The following is a 24,034-nucleotide window of genomic DNA, read 5'->3' on the forward strand; positions in this document are numbered from 1 at the left end:
TTTTGTCAGACGATAAACGAAATAAAACAACAGTTGATATATACGGACAACCATATACAATCGTCGGTACAGAAAGCGCGAGCCATATGCGCCAGGTTGCTTCGATGGTTGACGAGAAAATGAGAGAAATTAGTATGAAAAACCCATATTTGGATACGAGTAAGCTTGCGGTACTAACGGCCGTGAATACCGTCCACGAATATATTAAATTAAAAGATGAACTAGACCAGCTTCAACTGGAATTAAAGAGAGAGAAGGACTGAGTACATGCTTGATTTAGCAATTTTGGCCATTCTTTTAATCGGTTTATTAATCGGTTTAAAGCGTGGCTTTATTTTACAAACTGTTCATATGACAGGATTTATAGTAGCTTTCATTGTCGCTTATGTGTTCTACGGTGATCTTGCTCCCAATTTGAAATTGTGGATCCCGTTCCCGACGATGGGTGATACTTCGACCATTAATATGTTTTTCGAGACAGTCGGGCTTGAAACAGCCTTTTACAACGCTATAGCCTTTGCAATCATTTTCTTCGCTACCAAAATTCTCTGGCAAATGATTGGATCAATGCTCAATTTCATTACCCATCTGCCGATTTTAAAACAGCTAAATCGCTGGGGTGGCGGGATATTAGGATTTGTCGAAGTCTATCTTATCATGTTTATTATATTATATATAGCGGCCTTGCTACCAATGGATTCCATCCAGGACCCATTAACCAGCTCTTTTCTGGCAGAATCCATAGTGAAACATACGCCGTTTCTTTCCGAACAAATTAAAAATCTTTGGTTTTAAAATGAAATAATCTTTATGACAGTAAACGAGGGCCTATCTACCTTTCTCAAAGTCCTAGATTCCTATACTTTGAAAGGGTGAGGCCCCTTTGTATGGAGAACGATTGAAACTTCTCTCATGTTGATTCGTATAGTAAGAAATCGGACTGCTTGTACTTTACCTCCAAGAAAGGTATCTTTAAGAAAGTAAATAAGGGACACCCTACTAATTTTTTCGGCGGTGAAAAAAATGACAGTAAATAAAAAAGATATCATTAAATTACTAGAAAAAATTGCAATATATATGGAGTTAAAAGGAGAGAATCCGTTTAAGGTTTCAGCTTTCCGCAAGGCGGCAGGAGCCTTAGAAACGGATGATCGGAGTTTGACGGCAATCGAAGATTTTACTACTTTAAGTGGAATCGGGAAAGGAACAGCTGCCGTCATTGAAGAGTATATCAATGAAGGAAAGTCGACTGTTCTTGAAGAGCTTCAGGAGCAGGTGCCAAAAGGATTGATTCCACTCTTACAACTTCAAGGGTTGGGAGGGAAGAAAATTGCCAAGCTGCATAAAGAGCTTCATATCAATGATGTGAATGACCTGAAACTTGCTTGTGAAGAAGGCAAGGTCGCGGCACTTGCCGGTTTCGGTAAAAAAACGGAAGAGAAGATTTTGTCTGCGATTGCTGAGGCTGGTTCAAGGCCTGATCGGCTTCCGCTTGCCTTCATGAGACCGATTGCGGATGATATTGAAGTTGCTATTACCAACATGGAGCATATCATCCGTTCATCAAGAGCTGGCAGCATCCGTCGTATGAGGGAAACGATTAAAGATCTCGATTTTATTATTTCGACTGATCACCCCGAAGCTGTGAAGGATCAGCTTCTTTCATTATCGGGCATAAAACAGGTGATTGCAGCCGGCGATACAAAGGTGTCAGTTGTACTTGATTATGAATATGATATATCTGTTGATTTCCGAATCGTGAAGGATAAGGAATTTATCACGACCCTCCATCATTTTACCGGTTCAAAAGATCACAATGTTCGGATGCGCCAACTGGCTAAAGATCGCGGTGAAAAAATCAGTGAGTATGGAGTAGAAGTGGCTGAGACTGGTGAAGTATTGAGTTTTGAAACGGAAGAACTCTTTTATAATCATTTTGGACTTCCGTTTATTCCTCCAGAATTACGTGAAGATGGAACGGAAGTGGAGCAATATGATGCAGCTGAACCACTTATTTCGGTAGAAGATATTCAAGGTGATCTGCATATGCATACCACGTGGAGTGATGGGGCCTATTCGATTGAAGAAATGATTGAAGCGTGCCGGGCCAAAGGTTATAAATACATGGCCATCACTGACCATTCACAATATTTGAAAGTGGCTAACGGTCTGACCGTGGAACGCTTACGTGAGCAAAAACAAATCATTCATGACCTGAATGAAAAATATGATGATTTTACCGTGCTTTCAGGGATTGAAATGGATATTCTTCCTGATGGAACACTTGATTATGACGATGAGTTGCTGGCGGAGATGGATTTGGTTATCGCCTCAATCCACTCAAGTTTTTCCCAGCCTCGTGATACGATCATGGAGCGCTTAAAAACTGCGTTAAATAACCCGCATGTTGATATCATCGCCCATCCAACTGGAAGAATTATCGGCAAACGTACTGGTTATGATGTTGATATGGATATGCTTATTGAACTAGCGCTCGAAACGAATACAGCACTGGAATTGAATGCTAACCCGAATCGATTAGATTTGGCTCCGCCTCATTTACGGAAGGCACAGGAAGCAGGCGTTCCGATTGTAATTAATACCGATGCTCATAGCATTGACATGCTTGAACATATGCCTGTCGGGGTTTCTTCGGCTAAAAAAGGCTGGATTAGAAAATCTACTGTCCTTAATGCAAAGGATACCGACGGATTATTAACGTTTTTAAAGAGAAATGACTAACTATTTGCCCACAAATAAGGAGGAGCTTTAACTCCATGCATAATAAAGCTTTAAAGACATTGGAATTTCATAAAATTAAAGAACAATTAGTCTCACATGCATCCTCTTCTATAGGTAAGGAGAAAGCACAGCAATTGATGCCTTCCACTAACTTTGAGGAAGTATCGAGGTGGCAGGAAGAAACCGATGAGTCGGCCAAAATTGTTCGTTTAAAAGGCAATTTGCCTTTGGGCGGAATTTTTGATATCCGTCCACATGCAAAACGGGCTCAGATTGGCGGTATGCTTTCACCGATGGAATTGATGGAGCTTGCGAGTACGATTCGTGCCGGCAGGATTCTGAGTCGTTTCTTCGATGAAATCGCGGAGCAGGAAATCGAAGTTCCTCTTTTAGCAGAATATATTGATTCACTTCATCCGTTGATTGAATTGCAGCAGGAAATTACTTATGCTATTAGTGAGCACGGCGAAGTAATGGATTCTGCAAGTGATAAGTTGCGTACCCTTCGTAACCAGATTCGTACGAACGAAAGCCGTGTCCGAGAAAAACTCGAAAGTATGATTCGTTCCTCCAATGCGTCGAAAATGTTGTCAGACGCCATTATCACAATCCGCAATGACCGCTTTGTTATCCCAGTAAAACAGGAATATCGAAGTGTGTATGGTGGAATCATTCATGATCAATCTTCATCAGGACAAACGTTGTTTATTGAACCACAGGCAATCGTTCAATTGAATAATGTACTGCAGGAAACACGAGTGAAGGAAACACAGGAAATAGAACGGATTTTAGTCGAGTTATCGGAAAAAGTCGGTGAGTTCACCCCGGAATTGCTTCACAATGTTAAGGTGCTCGCACAAGTCGATTTCCTTGTCGCCAAGGCAAAGTACGCAAAAGCGATAAAAGGGTCTAAACCTATTCTAAATAATGAAGGACGCGTGAAATTATTCAAAGCGAAACATCCGCTCATTCCGAGTGATATTGTCGTGGCCAATGACATTTTCCTTGGTGATGAATTTACGACAATCGTCATCACTGGTCCCAATACAGGGGGTAAAACCGTTACCCTTAAAACGATTGGCCTTTGTACGTTAATGGCCCAGTCCGGACTGCAAATCCCTGCGCTAGATGGTTCTGAAACGGCTGTGTTTTCCTCTGTTTATGCCGATATTGGCGATGAACAGTCGATTGAACAAAGCCTAAGTACATTCTCTTCTCATATGGTCAATATTGTCGATATCCTAAAGAATGTCGATTATGATAGCCTTGTTTTATTCGATGAGCTTGGAGCGGGAACTGACCCTCAGGAAGGTGCCGCATTAGCCATTTCGATTTTGGATGAAGTTTATAAGCGCGGTGCACGTGTGATTGCAACGACCCATTATCCAGAATTGAAAGCGTATGGATATGACAGGGAGGGCGTCATTAATGCAAGCGTTGAATTTAATGTAGAAACCTTGAGTCCAACGTATAAACTGTTGATTGGTGTACCGGGGCGGAGTAATGCGTTTGAAATTTCCAAGCGTCTTGGCTTGGAAGAGAGCGTTATTAGCCACGCCCGCAGCCATATCGGTGAGGATACGAATAAAGTTGAGAATATGATAGCGTCCCTTGAAGATAGCCGTAAGAAGGCCGAAGAAGAGGAACTAGAAGCCGCAGATCACCTGAAACAGGCGGAAATTCTTCATAAAGACCTTCAAAAGCAAATTGGTGAATACCATGAAGAACGGGATGCGATGGTCGAAAAGGCAGCAAAAGAAGCAGCTGCCATTGTGGAGAATGCAAAAAAAGAAGCGGAAGCAATAATTGCTGATTTACGTAAACTGCGTCTTGAAAAGCATGCTGATGTTAAAGAGCATGAATTAATCGACGCGAAAAAGCGACTTGAAGAAGCAGCACCTAAAATAAAAAAATCAACAAATAAAGTGGCTAAACCGTTGGATAAAAGCTTAAAACCTGGAGATGAAGTTAAGGTTGTTAGCTTTGGACAAAAAGGTCATCTAATTGAAAAAGCTTCAAGTAATGAATGGCAGGTTCAAATCGGAATCATGAAAATGAAGGTAAAAGAATCTGACTTAGAATTCATTAAGACTACAAAAGTAAAAGAAACGAAACCTCTTACCACGATAAAAGGAAGAGATTATCACGTTAGCCTAGAGCTTGACCTGCGTGGGGAACGTTTCGAAAATGCATTGTCCAGAGTGGAGAAATATGTTGATGATGCTCTGCTTGCCGGATATTCGAATGTATCTATCATTCACGGTAAAGGAACGGGGGCTCTCCGGTCTGGTGTTCAGGAATACTTGAAACATCACCGCTCTGTCAAACGAATTCGGTTCGGCGAGGCTGCAGAAGGTGGAACAGGTGTTACGGTGGTAGAATTTAAATAAAGGAAAGTGATCATTCCGGCTATTCTGCCAAGCCGGATGGTCAGTTACCATTCGGGAGTTGTACCATGGAGAACATGTGGGAAAATGAATATGTATATATAGCTGCTCGTTACAGTGTTGTTATTTTGTGCATTATTGTTTTTTTAGCCATTTTTGAACTTGTCACAAAGTACAAAAATTGGGAGGAAATCAAACAAGGAAATCTTTCTGTCGCGTTGGCCACAGGCGGTAAGATTTTTGGGATTGCCTATGTATTTCAACAATCTATTCTCCATCAGAACTCGATACTTACAATGATTGGCTGGGGCGTATACGGATTTGTCCTGCTGCTAATCGGTTATTTTATTTTTGAATTTATGACGCCTAAATTTAAAATAGATGAAGAGATACAAAAAGATAATCGGGCAGTTGGATTCCTATCGATGATCATTTCAATTTCTTTATCTTTTGTCATCGGCGCTGGAATTTCTTAACGCTCTGCATGAGAGGGAGAAAGCTGTGGAGAAACTTGCAAAAATCTTAATCGTTTGTTGCGGAATTTTTTTTCTGTTTGGAATCATTTATATGATATTCTTCACCTGATAGGAGCGGCCTTTGGTCGCTTCTTTTATTTGTGCTCTATTAAAAAGTTTGAAGTGTAATAAATATTATTAATTTTTGGTTAAATAGACTTTTTGGAAGAGAAGGAGGAGGGAAAGTGGATCAGTCTAAACTGTTACAAAAGATTGAAGAACTATCAATGAAACGCTTTACCGGCACTGCAAGCAAAAATTTACGATGGATGGATATTAAGATTTGCCTCTCACATGAAGGTTTGCAAAGTAAATGTCAAAAAAGCCAAAGGCTAAAGCAAAATAGGAGTTTATAACTCTAAAAGATTCAAGAATTCACTGCTCTACTACTGATTATCAGCCTTTATGCTCACTTTTTCAAAATTTCAGCAATTGTAAGAAAATCCCGGTTGTATTATAATGAAAAAGAGTATTGAGAATATTCAGAAGGAGGGGGCAAATGAGCAATAAGCCGTGGCAAGCTATTTATCCCGAACAAATACCAGCTGTTTTGTCGTATGAAGATAAACCTCTTTATTCATTTTTGAAAGAGTCTGCTGATGAATTTCCTGATAAGGTGTCGATTCATTTCCAGGGAAAGGAATTAACCTTCAAAGAAGTGTACGTATCAGCTTTAAAGTTCGCAGCCTATTTAAAAGGTATCGGTCTTCAAAAGGGAGAACGCGTTGCCGTCATGCTTCCTAACTGTCCGCAAGGTGTCATTAGCTTTTTTGGAATATTAATGGCTGGTGGTGTCATAGTTCAAACTAATCCAACCTATACGGAACGCGAACTCGAGTATCAATTGAAAGACTCCGGAGCGAAAATAATCGTAGCGATGGATATTTTATTCCCCCGTGTCACTGCGGTTGCCCCAAGAACAGAAGTAGAACACATCATAATAACCGCCATCAAAGAATACTTGCCTTTCCCGAAAAATCTTATCTATCCCTTTATTCAAAAAAAGGAATACGGTATTGTCATCAATGTGGAGCATTCGGGTAATCATCATCTATTTACTGAAATCATGAAAAGAAAAATACCGGAAGAAGTCGCTGAGCCTATTGATGTGCAGAATGATCTGGCCCTTTTGCAGTATACTGGAGGAACAACTGGTTTTCCTAAAGGGGTTATGCTCACCCATAAGAACTTGCTTGCAAATACGAAAATGTGTAATGCGTGGCTTTATAAAAATAAACGTGGTGAAGAACGGATTCTAGCTATTCTTCCATTTTTCCATGTGTACGGTATGACGACTGTATTGGTTCTTTCCGTTATGGAAGGGAACACGATGATCATTATGCCAAAGTTCGATGTTGAAGCGACGCTGAAAACAATTCAAAAGCAGAAACCTACAATGTTTCCAGGTGCACCAACGATGTATATCGGTCTCTTGAACCATCCGGATATTGCAAAGTATGATCTATCTTCCATCAATGCTTGTATAAGCGGTTCTGCACCACTTCCACTAGAGATTCAAGAGCAGTTTGAGAAAATTACGGGCGGAAAGCTAGTTGAGGGCTTCGGTCTAACGGAAACATCTCCGGTTACCCATGCCAACTTTATTTGGGATCAGCCTCGGGTTAAAGGAAGCATTGGATTGCCATGGCCGGATACGGACTCAGTAATTCTGTCACTTGAAAGTGGCGAGGAGCTTCCGCCAAATGAAATTGGTGAGATTGCAATAAAAGGGCCGCAGGTAATGCAGGGATACTGGAATCGTCCGGAAGAAACTGAAAACACATTTAAAAATGGCTGGCTGCTAACAGGCGATTTAGGTTACATGGATGAGCAAGGTTTCTTTTATGTAGTCGAAAGAAAAAAAGATACAATCATTGCAGGCGGCTTCAATATTTACCCTCGTGAGGTCGAAGAAGTACTATATGAGCATGAGGCCATTCAGGAGGTAGTCGTGGCAGGAATCCCAGATCCATATCGCGGTGAGACGGTCAAAGCCTATGTCGTTCTGAAAAAAGATGCAAGTGTGACAGAAGAAGAATTGAATAAGTTTGCGAGAAAGAGTCTAGCTTCCTATAAGGTACCTCGCAGCTATGAATTTAGAGAGGAACTTCCGAAAACCACGATTGGAAAGATATTACGCAGAGTTCTTATTGATGAAGAAAAGAAAAAAATATCAGAAGAAAGAAAAGAAGCGTAAAGAAGCCCAACCTTCTTACGGAGCAGTGGTTCATTTTAGCTCCGTGTTTTTACAGAATAACTGGACAACCTAAAGATTTGAGCTGTACAATAAACATAGTAGAATGTTAGGACTCTTTAGAAGTTTTTGCTTGACAGTAAAGGGTTGCCATTTTATGATAGAAATATGAATGATGATTCATTCATTTTCTGAAAGGGGACATCCAGTGAAACGCAACAGACCAAAGTATAATCAAATTATTGATGCAGCCGTAATCGTTATTGCCCAAAACGGCTATTATCAAGCACAAGTATCCAAAATCGCCAAGCAAGCAGGCGTAGCGGATGGCACCATTTATCTTTATTTTAAAAATAAAGAAGATATTTTAATATCATTATTTCAAGAAAAGATGGGCTATTTTGTAGAACAGATTGAAGGAGAACTTAAGGGAAAGACCTCAGCTTCAGAAAAACTGTATGTGCTAATTAAAAAGCATTTTCAAATCCTTTCAGAAGACGTGAATTTAGCAATCGTCACTCAGTTGGAATTAAGACAGTCAAATAAAGAATTACGCCTAAGAATTAATGATGTGTTAAGAGAATTTTTACATTTAATTGACCAGATCATCATAGAAGGAAAAGCGAACGGCGAATTTCAGCCTGATTTAAATCATTTGCTTGCTAGGCAGATGATTTTTGGAACGATTGACGAAACAGTGACAACTTGGGTGATGAATGAGCAAAAGTATTCACTCTCAGACCTTGCAAAAGATGTTCACCACCTTCTACTAGGTGGATGCAGCTTAAAAAGTTAACGATTTTAAAAGAGGGTGGCTTAGCCATCCTCGAAAAAAATCGATTAATTCAGCTTTCAGTTTTCTGGGAAAGTATACATATATTAAATTATCGAAAAAGTTCGACTAGCATGCCGGGAGGGAAAGATATGGAATACCTAAAGCTTTCAATTGAAAATCATGTTGCTTTTATAACGATTAATCATGCACCTGCAAACGCGTTGTCTTCGGAAATCATTGTAGAGCTGTCACAAGCCTTCGATCAAATTGCGGAGAACGAGGATGTACGGGTTGTCCTTCTTCATGGAGAAGGAAGATTTTTCTCTGCTGGAGCAGATATTAAAGAGTTTACAGAAGTGGAAAACGGTAAAGCTTTCGAGAAACTGACCAAAAATGGTCAATCTGTATTTGAAAAAATCGAATCTTTTCCAAAACCGGTTATTGCAGCTATTCACGGAGCAGCGCTTGGCGGGGGATTGGAACTGGCTATGGCCTGTCACATCCGTTTAGTAACGGAAAGAGCAAAACTAGGTTTGCCTGAACTACAGCTTGGATTAATTCCTGGATTTGCTGGCACACAACGGTTACCTCGTTATGTCGGTACGGCAAAAGCTGCAGAAATGCTATTTACAAGCGAGCCAATTACAGGAGTACAAGCTGTGCAATGTGGATTAGCTAATCATGCCTGGACAGATGAAGAACTTATTCCGAAAGCGAAGGAATTAGCCTTTAAAATCGCTAAGAAAAGCCCTCTTGCATTAAAGTCGGCTATTGAACTATTAAATTATACTAAGCATGATTCCTACTATAAAGGTGTAGAAAGAGAAGCTGCCCTATTCTGCCAAGCCTTCGATACTGATGATGCAAAAGAAGGAATTGGTGCTTTTATCGAAAAAAGAGAAGCGATATTTAAAGGGAAATAGTAGTTGTTTCATGTCAAAACTAGTGAATTAATAACTTATTTTTAAATATTATGCAGGATTTTGATGAAATCTGAAGAATACAGTAATATATGTTTAAAAAATTCATAATCTTCAAAACTCAAATTATTCGGGAGGTATTATCGTGAACATTTATGTGCTGCTGAAAAGAACATTTGATACAGAAGAAAAAATTACACTTTCTAACGGGAAAATTAATGAGGATGGAGCAGAATTCATCATTAACCCATACGATGAGTATGCTGTAGAAGAAGCAATCCAAGTGCGTGATGCACAAGGTGGGGAAGTTACGGTTATTACCGTTGGAACTGAAGAAGCTGAAAAGCAATTACGCACTGCGCTTGCTATGGGTGCTGACAAAGCCGTATTAATTAATATTGAAGACGACATAGAAAATGGCGATCAATTCACGACTGCCAAAATTATTGGTGAATACTTAAAAAGTAAAAATGCTGATTTAATCATTGCTGGAAACGTAGCAATCGACGGCGGTTCTGGACAAGTAGGTCCGCGCGTTGCTGAGATTTTAGAGATTCCATACATTACAACAATCACTAAATTGGACATCGCAGCTGGAAATGTAAGCGTTATCCGTGACGTTGAAGGAGATTCTGAAACAATCGAAGCTTCTCTTCCATTGCTAGTAACAGCTCAACAAGGATTAAACGAACCACGTTATCCTTCATTGCCAGGAATCATGAAAGCCAAGAAAAAACCACTAGAAGAATTAGAATTGGATGACTTGGATTTGGAAGAAGAAGATGTTGAAGCAAAAACAAAAACAATTGAAATCTACCTTCCTGCTAAAAAAGAGGCTGGAAAAGTGCTTAACGGCGAGATTAGCGATCAAGTTAGCGAACTTGTTCAATTATTACGCAGTGAAGCAAAAGTAATTTAATACAAGCGGTTCTTTTCAAAATATACTACACACAACAAAAAGATAAAATAGAGCACAGGAGGTTTTTATAAATGGCTAGAAAGTTTCTTGTATTGGGCGAAGTTCGCGACGGTTCACTAAGAAATGTATCATTTGAAGCAATCGGTGCGGCTAAACTTGCTGCAGATGGCGGAGAAATCGTTGGTGTTTTAGTTGGTGACAGTGTTCAAAGTTTTGGGAATGAATTGATCCAGTATGGTGCAGACCGGGTAGTTGCAGTTGAGAACGATCAATTAAAACAATATACATCAGATGGTTATGCGCAAAGCTTGCTTGCTATCATCGAGCAGGAAAAACCAGAAGGCATTTTCTTCGGCCATACTGCACTAGGAAAAGATCTAGCGCCAAAATTAGCTGGCAAGCTTGAATTAGGATTGATTTCCGATGTTACTTCTATTGAAGTAGAAGGCGGAAATATCGTTTTCACTCGCCCGATTTATTCTGGTAAAGCATTTGAAAAGAAAATTGTCACAGCTGGAATTGTGTTCGCGACTGTTCGTCCAAACAATATTGAACCATTAGCGAAAGATGAGTCCCGTTCTGGTGATGTTTCTACATTAAGTGTAGATATTAAAGACTTGCGTACGATTATTAAAGATGTTGTGAGAAAAGCAAGTGAAGGGGTTGACCTTTCTGAAGCAAAAGTAATCATTGCCGGCGGACGTGGGGTAAAAAGTGAAGACGGTTTTGAACCATTAAAGGAACTTGCTCAAGTTCTTGGCGGTGCAGTCGGTGCTTCTCGTGGTGCATGTGATGCAGACTATTGCGATTACTCTTTGCAAATCGGTCAAACGGGTAAAGTTGTTACTCCGGACCTATATATTGCCTGCGGAATTTCTGGAGCTATTCAGCATTTAGCTGGTATGTCCAACTCTAAAGTTATCGTTGCCATCAATAAAGATCCAGAAGCTAACATTTTTAATGTAGCTGATTATGGCATTGTCGGAGATCTTTTCGAAGTTGTTCCACTACTAACAGAAGAATTCAAAAAGTTAAAAGTGAACGCGTAATAGAAAGCATTTAAAGAAGAAACAAATAGGTAAGAAACAAGGCATTTGACAGTTAGCTGATAAATGCCTTGTTTTTTTTTGACATGTAATTTTTATTAATAATTGAGCTATCAGGAAGAGCTAAGAAACCTGTATATTTACTCTGTTTTTGGACATCCTACCACTGAAGCAAAATATTAGCATCGATTCTAGTATCAATGTTATACTGTCTTTAGTTATTTGAGTAAATTTGAGGAGGATAAATATATGGCTATTGTAAATGCAACTGACCAAACTTTCACAACTGATACTAGCGAGGGTGTCGTTCTTGTAGACTTCTGGGCTCCATGGTGTGGACCTTGTAAAATGATTGCTCCTGTTCTTCAAGAGCTTGATACTGAAATTGGCGAATCAGCTAAAATCGTAAAAGTGGATGTAGACGAAAACCAAGAAACAGCTGGAAAATTCGGCGTAATGAGCATTCCGACATTAATCGTCCTAAAAGACGGTGAAGTAGTAGATAAAGTTGTTGGTTTCCAACCTAAAGAAGCACTTGCTGAACTTATTGCAAAACACGCTTAATATTAAGTTAGCTAAAAAAAGCTTCAAGTCTGCGGACTTGAAGCTTTTTTCGCTATCTTGATATATAATTAATTGTAAAAAGGGAGAACAGGAGGCTGAATGTATGAACCAACAAATAAAGAATAAACTTGCCCTTCTTCCCGATCAACCTGGTTGCTATTTAATGAAGGATCGTCAGGGAACGATCATTTATGTAGGAAAAGCGAAAGTGTTAAAAAACCGTGTGCGCTCTTATTTCACCGGTTCTCATGATGGGAAAACGTTCCGGCTCGTTAATGAGATTGAGGATTTTGAATACATCGTTACCTCGTCCAATATCGAGGCACTCATTTTAGAGTTAAATTTAATCAAAAAACATGATCCAAAATATAATATCATGCTGAAGGATGACAAGACGTATCCATTCATCAAGTTGACTGCTGAACGGCATCCGCGATTAATCATTACGAGAAAAGTCAAAAAAGATAAAGGTAAATATTTCGGTCCGTATCCGAATGCCTTTGCGGCCAATGAAACGAAAAAACTACTCGACCGCATCTACCCTCTTAGAAAATGCAATACCCTGCCGGATCGCGTTTGTCTCTATTACCACCTCGGGCAATGCCTGGCTCCATGTGTGTATGATGTAGAGGAACAGGAATATAAAAAAATGGTGGATGATATCAATCGATTTTTAAACGGCGGCCATACTGAGATAAAAAAAGAACTGACAGAAAAAATGTTAGAAGCATCAGAAGATCTTGATTTCGAAAGAGCGAAGGAGTTCCGTGACAAAATTGCCCACATCGATATCACGATGGAGAAGCAAAAAATGATGACGACTGATTTTATCGACCGTGATGTATTTGGCTATGCCTATGACAAAGGCTGGATGTGTGTTCAGGTATTTTTTGTGCGACAAGGGAAATTGATAGAAAGGGATGTTTCACTGTTTCCAGTGTATGATGAACCGGATCAGGAACTTCTTACATTCCTAGGTCAGTTTTACGAGATAACCAATCACTTTAAACCAAAGGAAATTTTGCTGCCAGAGTCAGTAGATGCGGAAATGGCTGAGGGGCTGCTTGGCGTGAAAACGATTCATCCAAAACGGGGATCGAAAAAGGATATGCTTAAATTGGCGAATAAAAATGCTGCCATAGCCCTTCAAGAAAAGTTTTCTTTAATTGAAAGGGATGAAGAAAGAACGATCAATGCGGTGGAAAATCTCGGGGTACAATTAGGCATTTACACTCCGCATCGGATTGAGGCTTTTGATAACTCAAACATACAGGGCAGTGATCCGGTTTCTGCCTTAGTTGTATTTATTGATGGTAAGCCGGAAAAAAGAGAGTATCGCAAATATAAAATCAAAACTGTCCAAGGACCCGATGACTATGAATCGATGCGTGAAGTTGTCCGCAGAAGATATTCACGTGTTTTAAAAGAAGGGCTGCCACTTCCGGATTTAATCATTATTGATGGCGGAAAGGGACATGTGGAGGCTGTTCGAGATATTTTAGAAAATGAACTGGGTCTTGATATTCCGCTTTCTGGTCTCATTAAGGATGAAAAGCACAGAACATCGCAATTGATGATTGGCAATCCGCTGGAACTAGTACCGCTTGATTCGCGTAGCCAGGAATTTTATCTGCTGCAAAGAATTCAGGACGAAGTGCATCGGTTTGCGATTACGTTTCATCGCCAGCTACGTGGGAAAAATGCGGTTCACTCGCAGCTTGATGATATTCCTGGAGTCGGAGAAAAACGAAGAAAGCAATTGTTAAGGCATTTTGGTTCATTGAAAAAAATTAAAGAGGCATCTTTAGAACAAATTATTGAGGCAGGCATGCCAAAAGGGATAGCTGAAGGAATCGTTAGAAAATTGCAAGAATAATCTTGCTACCTACATTTCTCTATGCTATGATAAGAAGGAATTTTTAACTAGACAACTTAAAAGTGCTGATAGAGGTGCGGAATTCAAGAGTAAAAACCTGGAGAAGTATGAGCTTCGATGAAAGGTTTTGAAAGGGGATAACGCCGAAGGAAGACAAGACTCATACCTTGTTTTTCTGGTCTGACATTTAATAAATGGCGGATTGTCAGGGGATATACCCTGGAGAGCTATCTCACTGTGTTTACTGTATTAAATACGTGATCACAGCAATGAGATATTTCTCATTGCTTTTTTTATTGCCTAAAAAAGAAAAAGAGGGTGCATTAGGATGGCATTAATCGTTCAAAAATTTGGCGGGACATCCGTCGGTAGTGTCGAGAAAATCAAAAATGTTGCCAATCGAGTAATTGAGGAAGCTGAGAATGGGAATGATGTAGTCGTCGTTGTTTCAGCTATGGGGAAAACAACGGATGAATTAGTTTACATGGCCCAAGATATTTCCAGAACCCCAAGCAAGAGGGAAATGGATATGTTATTGACGACTGGAGAGCAGGTCACGATTTCCCTGTTAACGATGGCTTTAATTGAAGCGGGACGTGAAGCTATTTCTTTCACCGGCTGGCAGGCTGGCATGCAAACAGAATCAGTTCATGGGAATGCCAGGATTTTAAATATTGATGCTTCGAGAATACAAGCTCAGCTTCAAGCAAAGAAAATTGTGGTCGTTGCTGGTTTCCAAGGGAATGATGCAAACGGAGAAATCACGACACTAGGGAGGGGCGGGTCCGATACGACTGCAGTGGCTATTGCTGCAGCATTGAATGCAGACCGATGCGATATTTATACCGATGTAACGGGTGTATTTACAACAGACCCTCGCTACATAAAAGACGCTCGAAAACTGCAATCTATTTCTTACGATGAAATGCTAGAACTTGCCAATCTAGGGGCGGGTGTCCTTCATCCAAGAGCTGTCGAGTATGCGAAAAACCACCAGATTCCGCTTGAAGTCCGTTCGAGTATAGAGAAAGAAGCAGGAACTAAAATTGAGGAGGAAGCAACTATGGAAGAAAATTTAATTGTACGCGGCATTGCTTTTGAAGATAGTATTACAAGGGTCACAGTGAATGGTTTGCCCCGATCTCTAGGTTCATTATCCACAATTTTCATGACACTTGCAAAAAGCCGGATTAACGTTGACATTATTATTCAAAGTATGACCGCAGAGGATACAACAAACCTATCCTTCTCCATAAAAAGTGAAGATACGGAAGCTGTTTTAATCGTGCTAGAAAACAATAAAGACCAATTGGCATTCGATAGAGTGGAAACAGAGGGCGGATTGGCCAAAGTGTCTATCGTCGGTTCAGGAATGGTATCTAATCCGGGAGTGGCTGCCGAGATGTTTGAAGTGATGGCTAACACAGGTATCCAAGTGAAAATGGTCAGCACATCTGAAATTAAAGTCTCAACTGTCGTCAATGAAAAGGAAATGGTGAAGGCAGTCGAAGCACTTCATGAAGCGTTTAAACTAGGACAGCATGCAAAAGTGCTTGCTTGATTGCCTGGAGTCTAATGAAAAACAGACTTCCGACAAAGGGTAAGTCTGTTTTTGGGCTCATTAGATTGGGTCTCTAGGATCCCATTGAATGGTAAATGTCACTTTTTTTGCGCGACGTTTGATTTCTTCTGTTGATTCACTAAAGAATCTTTTCTGCAGTGTAATCTGCTCGGCAAGGAAACCGGCTTCAAGTTGGAAGTGGCAGTCAGGATGAAGATCTAAGCGACGGCTGATTATTTCTCCTGTTAAGGATAATTCCATCTCGTTTTTCGAAAACTTTATGATTTCAAGATGGCCCCAGCCTGCATTTTGGAAAAATGCAATAACTTCCTGTTCGCCATTCAATGGGAATTTTCTCGCTAACTGTTTACCTGCCCAATAGAGAATTTGATTAGAATCTTTTCCGAGAATATCGTTCAATAAAACTTCTCTGATTAATTCGTAGCCGAAAGCTGGAACTTGGAATTCTTCTGTTTGAATTTCTTCTTCTATCGCTGCAGCAATATTTTTTTTCATAGTTTATCGCCTCTTTCTGTAAATCTATTATAAACGTTTTTCTTTTGCAAATTATACTGTTTTTTTATTATTTCAATAGTAATTGGGAAAAAATGAGAAATTATTCCGGGATATTAATAGATTAAATAGTAATTTCTACAAATTAAATTCTTGACAATTAAAAATTATACAATTATAACCAAAAAAATCTATTCTGAAAAAGAGAATTCTTGTATCCGTTTTCTTGACGCACATAGAAGTCAGGAGTAAAATGGACATGTCACATAATTGTAAGAAAGTATAGGGATGTTTCAAATTCTATACTTTATTTTCACGCGGAGATAAAAGGTAGCCACCAGTTTATCTTTGCATGATTTTTCACAAATTAAGGGGGGGCACTTAGTGGCACAAAATCGTGAGTTTGGGAATCGTAGACTTCATTCACTACTTGGAGTTATTCCGATCGGGCTGTTCTTGTTGGAACATTTAGTTACCAACTATATGGCAACAAAGGGACCGGAATCATTTAATTCAGCAGCACATTTCTTAGAAAGCATACCGTTTCGTTATTTCTTGGAAATCTTCATCATTTTCTTACCTTTGATTTATCATGCGGTTTACGGGATTTATATCGCGTTTACGGCTAAAAATAATTTGGGTAGGTTTGGATTTTTCCGAAATTGGATGTTCTTTTTACAACGTCTAAGCGGAATCATTACGTTGATTTTCCTTGTTTGGCATGTTTGGTCAACTAGAATTCAAGCAGCATTAGGTACAGAGGTAGACTTTGACATGATGGCTGAGATTTTCTCTAATCCATTTATGATTGCATTTTATTTAGTTGGGGTCATTTCGACAATTTTCCACTTCTCTAATGGATTATGGTCATTTGCTGTGAGCTGGGGTCTGACAGTTTCACCTAAATCGCAAAAAATCATGACTTACGTTACTTTGATCGTTTTCGTTCTTCTTTCTTATGTAGGGGTTAGCGCAATTTTCGCTTTCGTATAAGAAGATAGAGTTCATTTATAAGTATTAGGAAAAACATAGCTTTGCTAATGGAAATAAGGGAGTGACAGAATTGGGTAAAGGTAAAATTATTATCGTTGGTGGAGGTCTAGCTGGTTTAATGGCTACGATCAAAGCAGCAGAGCTGGGACAACAGGTTGATTTATTTTCTTTAGTACCTGTTAAACGCTCTCACTCAGTTTGTGCCCAAGGCGGAATCAATGGGGCAGTAAATACAAAAGGTGAAGGGGATTCTCCATATATCCACTTTGATGATACAGTTTATGGCGGAGATTTCTTAGCTAACCAACCACCGGTTAAAGCGATGTGCGAAGCAGCACCATCGATTATCCATATGTTTGATCGTATGGGCGTAATGTTCAACCGTACTCCGGAAGGTCTTCTTGATTTCCGTCGTTTCGGTGGTACTCAACATAGCCGTACAGCATTTGCGGGTGCAACAACTGGTCAGCAATTACTTTACGCATTGGACGAGCAGGTTCGTCGTTATGAAGTAGAAGGCCTTGTAACGAAATATGAAGGCTGGGAATTCCTTGGAGCTGTTATCGATGACGACCAAACAGCACGCGGTATCGTAGCACAGAACTTGACTTCAATGGAAATCAAATCATTCCCTGGCGACGCTGTCATCATGGCGAGCGGTGGTCCTGGAATCATTTTCGGTAAATCAACTAACTCAATGATTAATACAGGTTCAGCAGCATCCATTGTTTATCAACAAGGTGTAAATTATGCAAATGGTGAGTTCATTCAAATTCATCCAACTGCAATCCCTGGAGATGATAAGCTTCGTCTAATGAGTGAATCTGCTCGTGGTGAAGGTGGACGTATCTGGACATATAAAGACGGAAAACCTTGGTATTTCCTTGAAGAAAAATATCCTGCTTATGGTAACCTTGTACCTCGTGATATCGCGACTCGTGAAATCTTCGACGTATGTATGAACATGAAGCTTGGTATTAATGGAGAAAACATGGTTTACCTGGATCTTTCTCATAAAGACCCTAAAGAACTTGATATCAAACTTGGCGGAATCATTGAAATTTACGAGAAATTCATGGGTGAAGATCCTCGTAAAGTTCCAATGAAAATCTTCCCTGCAGTTCACTATTCTATGGGCGGACTTTGGGTGGATTATGACCAAATGACAAACATTAAAGGTTTATTTGCTGCAGGTGAGTGTGATTACTCCCAACATGGTGGTAACCGTTTAGGTGCGAATTCACTTCTTTCTGCAATCTATGGTGGTTCAGTAGCTGGACCGAATGCAGTTAAATATATTGAAGGCCTTGATAAAACTTCAGAGTCTATTCCTTCTTCATTGTTTGATGGTTACGAAAAACAACAACAAGAAAAATGGAATGCAGTAATGTCTCTTGATGGTAATGAAAACGCGTATGTTCTACACAAAGAACTTGGTGAGTGGATGACACAGCATGTTACTGTAGTTCGTTACAATGACAAGTTGAAAGAAACTGATAACAAGATTCTTGAGTTGATGGAACGTTACAAGAAAATTAACATCAACGACACTGCTAAATGGAGCAACCAAGGAGCTGCCTTCACTAGACAGCTTCAAAACATGATGCAATTAGCTCGTGTTATCACAATTGGTGCTTTAAACCGTGACGAAAGCCGCGGAGCTCATTACAAACCTGATTTCCCAGAACGTAATGATGATAAATTCATGAAAACAACAATGGCGACATTCAAAGGCTTGGATCAAGCTCCTGAATTCCATTACGAAGATATTGATGTATCACTTATCGCACCACGTAAACGTGATTACACAACGAAACATTAAAGAGGGGGAGCAAAAAAATGGTTGAAACTAAATCTGAGACTAAAACAGTCCGTTTTATAATCACTCGTCAAGATACACCGGATTCAGCTCCTTATGATGAGGAATTTGAATTAGCGTACCGTCCGAATATGAATGTAATTTCCGCTCTAATGGAAATTCGTCGTAATCCAGTAACAGTACAAGGTAAACACACTACAGCAATCGCTTGGGACATGAACTGTCTAGAAGAAGTATGTGGTGCTTGTTCTATGGTTATCAATGGTAAACCTAGACAATCATGTACAGCTCTTATTGATCAATTAGAACAGCCGGTTCGTCTTGCTCCAATGCGTACTTTCCCTGTTGTTCGTGACCTTCAAGTCGACCGTAGCCGTATGTTCGATTCATTGAAAAAGGTAAAAGCTTGGATTCCAATCGATGGTACGTACAATCTTGGACCAGGACCACGTATGCCAGAAAAGAAACGTCAATGGGCTTACGAATTATCTAAATGTATGACTTGCGGTGTATGTTTAGAAGCTTGTCCGAACGTAAACAGCAATTCAGACTTCATGGGACCACAACCATTATCACAAGTTCGTTTATTCAACGCACATCCAACTGGTGCAATGAACAAAGCTGAACGTTTAAATACAATTATGTCTGATGGGGGCCTTGCAAACTGCGGTAACTCACAAAACTGTGTGCAGTCTTGCCCTAAAGGTATTCCTTTGACTACATCGATTGCAGCATTAAACCGTGATACTACTATTCAACAATTCCGTAACTTCTTCGGAAGCGACGAAGTTTAATAATGAGAAAAGAACCTGTATCTTAGGATATAGGTTCTTTTTTTTGTATAAAAATGTGAACAGCTTCACATCTAAAACCTATGTAAGAAGGTGAGAAATAACGGATTTTAATGGTGGGGATATTATCTTTATATTGTTTTTTGTTTGTGTTCTTCTTATTAAAGCTTATTAATTGTGTCATTTATCCGTTCATATAAATATGGAAAAACAAACTTCTGGTATAGAAAACAGCTTAACGCTATGCTGTAGCAATTGAAAATAGTATGGTGTAAAATTATAAAATGGTCGAATCCATCATATTTACATAATAAGAATATAAAATCCTTTTCATTATTTATTTTTTCTTATAAAATGAGTGAATAGTCATTCATTTTATAAAGGGGAGTGCACAGATTGAGCAGAATATCATATATCGATAATATAAAAGAGTGGGGTAGCGATTTTTCTTTTAAACATGAAATTAAGGTCCGTTTTTCAGAAACAGATATGTTCGGTCATTTGAATAATACGGTTCCATTTACCTATTTTGAGGAAGCGCGAATTGAGTATTTTAATAGCATGGGTTTTATGAAGGATTGGACTTCGGATGGAAGCAATGAGATACCGGTTGTTGCTGATTTACAGTGTGATTATATCCAGCAGGTGTTTTTTAACGATCAATTGATGATCCATGTAAAAGCGGCCAGTGTCGGGAATTCATCTGTGGACATTCATTACATGGGAACTAAACAAGATGGTTCGGTTTGCTTGACGGGTAGAGGAACGATTGTCCAAGTTTCTAAAACCACTGGGAATCCGATTCCTTGGCCGGAAGAGATGAAGGAATGTATGGAGCGAACAAAGGTCAAACATTCTTAAATAAAGTTTCAATTAGACAAGTAAAAGAGTCACTCCCTTGCCCCAGCCGACATACTATATCTTGACTAAATAGACACCCACTCCGGGTTTTATGCTGGTGAAGGCAAGGAGGGTAACATTACTTGAAGGAGAACGAATTCACTCATAAGCCACTACTCACCAAAAGAGAAAAAGAAGTATTTGAGTTACTAGTACAAGATAAAACAACAAAAGAAATCGCAGGTGAATTGTTTATTAGCGAAAAAACAGTTCGAAACCATATTTCAAATGCGATGCAGAAGCTTGGAGTCAAAGGACGTTCGCAGGCAGTTATAGAACTCCTTCGTATGGGAGAACTTAAGCTTTAATGTGTTGACTCTTTTAATACGTAAGCCTTATAAATTTTTTCTCTCCCATTCATTGGCAGCATATAAGGAAGTCTGAGACAATTCTCGTTACTTTGACTTCTTTAGATGCTGCTTATTTTAATGGAGGGGGTTTCATTATGTCCTTTAGATAATCTATCTTGAAATTTATTTCACTTTCCTCCAAAATGGTAGTATGATAAGTTTCATGAAGTGGGGAGCTGGGTGTATGGGTGAAGAGAAGCAGGCTGCATATGTGGCCGAAATCGAAAGGGAATTGCGCTATGTCTCGTCATGGCTAAAGCAAAGGGGACGGGAAATTCTTAGTGATTACAAAATTACTATTCCACAGTTTTTGGCTTTGCAATGGCTTTTTGAAGCGGGCGACATGACGATTGGCGAATTGTCTACGAAGATGTTTCTTGCCTTTAGCACAACGACGGATCTGATTGACCGCATGGAGAAACATCAGCTTGTTCAGCGCGTCAAGGATAAGAAAGACCGGCGTGTGGTTCGAATTCACCTTCTTGAAGAAGGTGAACGGATTATCGAAGAAGTGATCAACAAGCGGCAGCAGTACTTGAGTGGCGTTTTAGTCAATTTCAGTGAATCCGATATTGTTTCCTTAAGTGAGACTTTAGCAAAACTACATCAAGAAATGAAAGAAAAATGAGGCGAGTTTTTTGAAACAACCAATAGGAATCATTGATTCGGGGGTAGGTGGTTTGACAGTGGCTAAAGAAGTCATGCGCCAGCTACCAAATGAAAATATAATTTACTTGGGCGATACCGCAAGATGCCCTTATGGACCAAGGTCGAAAAAAGATGTCCAAACCTTCACTTGGCAAATGACAAGGTTCTTATTGAAGAAGGATATTAAAATGTTAATCATTGCCTGCAATACTGCGACGGCAGCGGTGCTCGATGAAATTAGAGCGATACTTCCGATTCCTGTATTGGGTGTTATTCATCCTGGGGCAAGGGCGGCATTGAAGGTTTCTAATTCTCTACATATAGGAGTAATTGGCACAGAAGGTACTGTGAAAAGCAAGGCCTATGACGACGCACTTGCCTCCATTAATTCGGATGTGAAAGTGGATAGTTTAGCTTGTCCAAAATTTGTCCCCATTGTCGAAAGCGGAGAGTTTCAAGGGAAAATCGTGAATAGGGTTGTGGCTCAAACTTTGAACCCGTTAAAGAAAACGAACATCGATACATTAATCCTTGGCTGTACCCATTATCCGCTGTTATGGCCTGTAATCTCAGAGTATATGGGAGATAAAGTACAAGTCATTTCCTCTGGGGAAGAGACAGCCCGTGAGGCAAGTGTTATTTTGGATTACTATCGATTAATCAATAAAAGCAAGCAGCGTCCGGTTCATCGTTTTTACACAACTGGTTCAAGAGATATGTTTGGGTCAATCGCATCGAGTTGGCTCGGTATTCATATCAATGCAATAGAAACAATTAAAATTGACCACCTATAAGACTTCCATTTGGAGGTCTTTTTTTGTAGAAAGGAGCAAAAAAATGGAATCACAAAGCATATCGTTCTGTATATTCTACAAGCGTGGATGGAAGAAGCATAGATTGGCTTGAAGAGACAGAAGGTGCTGGGGATAATGGATACGTTGGTTTCTTTAAATTGATACGGTGATTATGGGAAACAAAACGTATCAACAGATTCATACACTAGCAGAAGAATTTCCTTATCAAGATAAATTCTGCTACGTATTTTCTAGAAGTGCGAAAGGAAAAGATGAGCATGTTGAATTTGTGAATGAAGATGTGGTAGATTTCATTAAAAATCTAAAAGGTGACTCAAGGATTTGGCTAATCGGTGGTGCAGAGTTAGTTAGAGAGTTCATGAGAAAACGGCGAAATGATTCTTTCTATTATTCCTACCGTATTAGGTAAAGGGATTTCTTTGTTTCAAGCAAGAAATCCTGAATTCGAATTAAAGCTGACAAACATACAGCAGTACGGGCAGAGTGCTCAGCTGCATTATCAGAGAGAAAAATAATTGGTCTATTTTCCCTTAGGGCTCGTATAAATAGGAGTACAAACTGTCCTAGGAGTGATTTTATGTCCAATAAATCGAAAGTAACAATAGTTGTTACCATTCTAGCATCTTCTTTTTTTCTTTCCGGCTGTGGATTATTTGGCGGTGAAGAGAAAAAGGAGATTGATCCGCCTAAGGATGTTTCATTAGTCGAGGATGAAACTTCATTAAAAGAGACCAACGGGGAGCAAAAGCCGGCAGCAGATGGGGAAGAGGGAGCTGTTGAAACAACAACAGTGAAGACCGAGTTGTATTTAATTGATAAAAGTGGATATGTGGTACCACAGACAATGGAACTTCCTAAATCGGAAGCCGTCGCAAAACAGGCCCTTGACTACCTCGTGGATAATGGACCAGTTACGGATAAGCTTCCAAATGGGTTTAGAGCGGTTATTCCTGCCGATACTCAAATAAGTGTAAACATAAAAGAAGGAGTGGCTGTGGCTGACTTTTCACCAGAATTCAAAAATTACCAAAAAGAAGATGAACTCAAAATTCTTCAAGCTATTACATGGACACTAACTCAATTCGACTCGGTTGATAAAATCCAAATGAGAATTAATGGGGAAGATATTTCGGAAATGCCAGTCAATGGCACGCCTATAGATGAAAATATCTCACGTTCTTCCGGAATCAATATTGATACGAGTGACGTGGTAGATATTTCGAATACGAAAGCCTTGACTGTCTATTACATTGGCGGGGACGAGGAGTATGCCTATTATGTACCGGTAACACGCCGTATTAGCGAGACGGTGTCGGATAATGTAACAGCAGCTGTTGAGGAATTAACGAAGAGTCCTTCTGGAACAAACCTGCAAACGGGCTTCATGAGTGATGTGGCCTTACTTGATCAGCCGAAAGTGGCAAAAGGGAAGGTTACCCTCAATTTTAACGAAAACATTCTTGGCAGTTTTAAAGAGAAAAAGGTTTCTCAAGATGTTCTTGATGCATTAGTTTTATCTTTGACGGAGCAAAAGGGAATTCAAAGTGTTGAGGTACAGGTGCAAGGCAGTGCAGAGATTCTTAACGAAGAAGGAAAGAAATTATCAGAACCTGTGGTCCGTCCAGAAAAAGTGAACACAGGTAGTTTTTAAAGAATCGATTTTGTATACTATAGATATAACACAATGAGGCAGCCTTTCGCTGCCT

23 protein-coding genes, 1 pseudogene and 1 riboswitch are annotated in these 24,034 nt (G+C 39.6%); of the genes and pseudogenes, 23 read left to right on the forward strand and 1 reads right to left on the reverse strand.

What is annotated here, in order from left to right:
- Window positions 1-2 precede the first annotated feature (2 nt).
- The 14 genes from zapA to ACQKMR_RS15675 all read left to right on the forward strand — a co-directional run bounded on the left by zapA (window position 3) and on the right by ACQKMR_RS15675 (window position 15,499).
- Window positions 3-263, forward strand: a complete 261-nt coding sequence (gene zapA, locus ACQKMR_RS15610; RefSeq protein ID WP_427698114.1) for a cell division protein ZapA — start codon at window positions 3-5, stop codon at window positions 261-263.
- Window positions 264-267: 4 nt separating this feature from the next.
- A complete protein-coding gene (locus tag ACQKMR_RS15615; RefSeq protein WP_427698115.1) occupies window positions 268-795 on the forward strand; it encodes a CvpA family protein in 528 nt (175 codons plus the stop codon).
- Between the two features lie 228 nt (window positions 796-1,023).
- Entirely contained in the window at window positions 1,024-2,742 is a 1,719-nt protein-coding gene (gene polX, locus ACQKMR_RS15620) for a DNA polymerase/3'-5' exonuclease PolX (protein WP_427698116.1), read from the forward strand.
- A 35-nt stretch (window positions 2,743-2,777) separates the two neighbouring features.
- Entirely contained in the window at window positions 2,778-5,132 is a 2,355-nt protein-coding gene (locus ACQKMR_RS15625; RefSeq protein WP_427698117.1) for an endonuclease MutS2, read from the forward strand.
- Between the two features lie 65 nt (window positions 5,133-5,197).
- Complete coding sequence (locus tag ACQKMR_RS15630; RefSeq protein ID WP_427698118.1) at window positions 5,198-5,605, forward strand: DUF350 domain-containing protein; 408 nt, start codon at window positions 5,198-5,200, stop codon at window positions 5,603-5,605.
- Window positions 5,606-5,829: 224 nt separating this feature from the next.
- On the forward strand, window positions 5,830-6,000 hold the full coding sequence (locus ACQKMR_RS15635) for a hypothetical protein (RefSeq protein ID WP_427698119.1): 171 nt from the start codon (window positions 5,830-5,832) through the stop codon (window positions 5,998-6,000).
- A 143-nt stretch (window positions 6,001-6,143) separates the two neighbouring features.
- A complete protein-coding gene (locus ACQKMR_RS15640) occupies window positions 6,144-7,841 on the forward strand; it encodes an AMP-binding protein (RefSeq protein ID WP_427698120.1) in 1,698 nt (565 codons plus the stop codon).
- Between the two features lie 205 nt (window positions 7,842-8,046).
- Window positions 8,047-8,634 (forward strand): TetR/AcrR family transcriptional regulator, encoded by a 588-nt coding sequence (locus tag ACQKMR_RS15645; protein WP_427698121.1) that lies wholly within the window; start codon window positions 8,047-8,049, stop codon window positions 8,632-8,634.
- 128 nt (window positions 8,635-8,762) lie between these two features.
- Complete coding sequence (locus ACQKMR_RS15650) at window positions 8,763-9,536, forward strand: enoyl-CoA hydratase (protein ID WP_427698149.1); 774 nt, start codon at window positions 8,763-8,765, stop codon at window positions 9,534-9,536.
- 142 nt (window positions 9,537-9,678) lie between these two features.
- Window positions 9,679-10,452 (forward strand): electron transfer flavoprotein subunit beta/FixA family protein, encoded by a 774-nt coding sequence (locus ACQKMR_RS15655; RefSeq protein ID WP_427698122.1) that lies wholly within the window; start codon window positions 9,679-9,681, stop codon window positions 10,450-10,452.
- 71 nt (window positions 10,453-10,523) lie between these two features.
- A complete protein-coding gene (locus tag ACQKMR_RS15660; RefSeq protein ID WP_427698123.1) occupies window positions 10,524-11,501 on the forward strand; it encodes an electron transfer flavoprotein subunit alpha/FixB family protein in 978 nt (325 codons plus the stop codon).
- 219 nt (window positions 11,502-11,720) lie between these two features.
- Complete coding sequence (gene trxA / locus ACQKMR_RS15665) at window positions 11,721-12,062, forward strand: thioredoxin (RefSeq protein ID WP_427698124.1); 342 nt, start codon at window positions 11,721-11,723, stop codon at window positions 12,060-12,062.
- A 103-nt stretch (window positions 12,063-12,165) separates the two neighbouring features.
- Window positions 12,166-13,938, forward strand: a complete 1,773-nt coding sequence (gene uvrC / locus ACQKMR_RS15670) for an excinuclease ABC subunit UvrC (RefSeq protein WP_427698125.1) — start codon at window positions 12,166-12,168, stop codon at window positions 13,936-13,938.
- Between the two features lie 61 nt (window positions 13,939-13,999).
- Window positions 14,000-14,176: riboswitch (Lysine riboswitch) on the forward strand.
- 90 nt (window positions 14,177-14,266) lie between these two features.
- The gene (locus ACQKMR_RS15675; protein WP_427698126.1) at window positions 14,267-15,499 is read left to right on the forward strand and encodes an aspartate kinase; all 1,233 of its coding nucleotides are present in this window, start codon (window positions 14,267-14,269) and stop codon (window positions 15,497-15,499) included.
- Between the two features lie 60 nt (window positions 15,500-15,559).
- Here ACQKMR_RS15675 and ACQKMR_RS15680 read toward each other — a convergent pair whose 3' ends face one another.
- Window positions 15,560-16,015: a YslB family protein gene (locus tag ACQKMR_RS15680; protein ID WP_427698127.1), complete on the reverse strand. Its 456-nt coding sequence runs from the start codon at window positions 16,013-16,015 to the stop codon at window positions 15,560-15,562.
- A gap of 381 nt (window positions 16,016-16,396) precedes the next feature.
- On the opposite strand from ACQKMR_RS15680, the gene ACQKMR_RS15685 reads away from it, so the two are divergent.
- The 9 genes and pseudogenes from ACQKMR_RS15685 (at window position 16,397) to ACQKMR_RS15725 (ending at window position 23,979) form a co-directional block, all read left to right on the forward strand.
- The gene (locus ACQKMR_RS15685) at window positions 16,397-17,005 is read left to right on the forward strand and encodes a succinate dehydrogenase cytochrome b558 subunit (protein WP_427698128.1); all 609 of its coding nucleotides are present in this window, start codon (window positions 16,397-16,399) and stop codon (window positions 17,003-17,005) included.
- A 70-nt stretch (window positions 17,006-17,075) separates the two neighbouring features.
- A complete protein-coding gene (gene sdhA / locus ACQKMR_RS15690; protein WP_376102481.1) occupies window positions 17,076-18,827 on the forward strand; it encodes a succinate dehydrogenase flavoprotein subunit in 1,752 nt (583 codons plus the stop codon).
- A gap of 17 nt (window positions 18,828-18,844) precedes the next feature.
- Window positions 18,845-19,618 (forward strand): succinate dehydrogenase iron-sulfur subunit, encoded by a 774-nt coding sequence (gene sdhB, locus ACQKMR_RS15695; protein WP_053347215.1) that lies wholly within the window; start codon window positions 18,845-18,847, stop codon window positions 19,616-19,618.
- 393 nt (window positions 19,619-20,011) lie between these two features.
- A complete protein-coding gene (locus tag ACQKMR_RS15700) occupies window positions 20,012-20,476 on the forward strand; it encodes an acyl-CoA thioesterase (protein WP_427698129.1) in 465 nt (154 codons plus the stop codon).
- Window positions 20,477-20,598: 122 nt separating this feature from the next.
- Window positions 20,599-20,823, forward strand: coding sequence for a helix-turn-helix domain-containing protein (locus ACQKMR_RS15705; RefSeq protein ID WP_028392149.1), 225 nt, complete (start codon window positions 20,599-20,601; stop codon window positions 20,821-20,823).
- Window positions 20,824-21,028: 205 nt separating this feature from the next.
- On the forward strand, window positions 21,029-21,493 hold the full coding sequence (locus ACQKMR_RS15710; protein WP_427698130.1) for a MarR family winged helix-turn-helix transcriptional regulator: 465 nt from the start codon (window positions 21,029-21,031) through the stop codon (window positions 21,491-21,493).
- Between the two features lie 10 nt (window positions 21,494-21,503).
- The gene (gene racE, locus ACQKMR_RS15715; RefSeq protein WP_427698131.1) at window positions 21,504-22,307 is read left to right on the forward strand and encodes a glutamate racemase; all 804 of its coding nucleotides are present in this window, start codon (window positions 21,504-21,506) and stop codon (window positions 22,305-22,307) included.
- A gap of 48 nt (window positions 22,308-22,355) precedes the next feature.
- Window positions 22,356-22,843: pseudogene (locus ACQKMR_RS15720) on the forward strand (dihydrofolate reductase family protein).
- A gap of 62 nt (window positions 22,844-22,905) precedes the next feature.
- The gene (locus ACQKMR_RS15725) at window positions 22,906-23,979 is read left to right on the forward strand and encodes a GerMN domain-containing protein (protein WP_427698132.1); all 1,074 of its coding nucleotides are present in this window, start codon (window positions 22,906-22,908) and stop codon (window positions 23,977-23,979) included.
- Window positions 23,980-24,034 lie beyond the last annotated feature (55 nt).

This window comes from Peribacillus sp. NPDC096540, from assembly GCF_050278525.1.
Taxonomy (GTDB): Bacteria; Bacillota; Bacilli; order Bacillales; family DSM-1321; genus Peribacillus.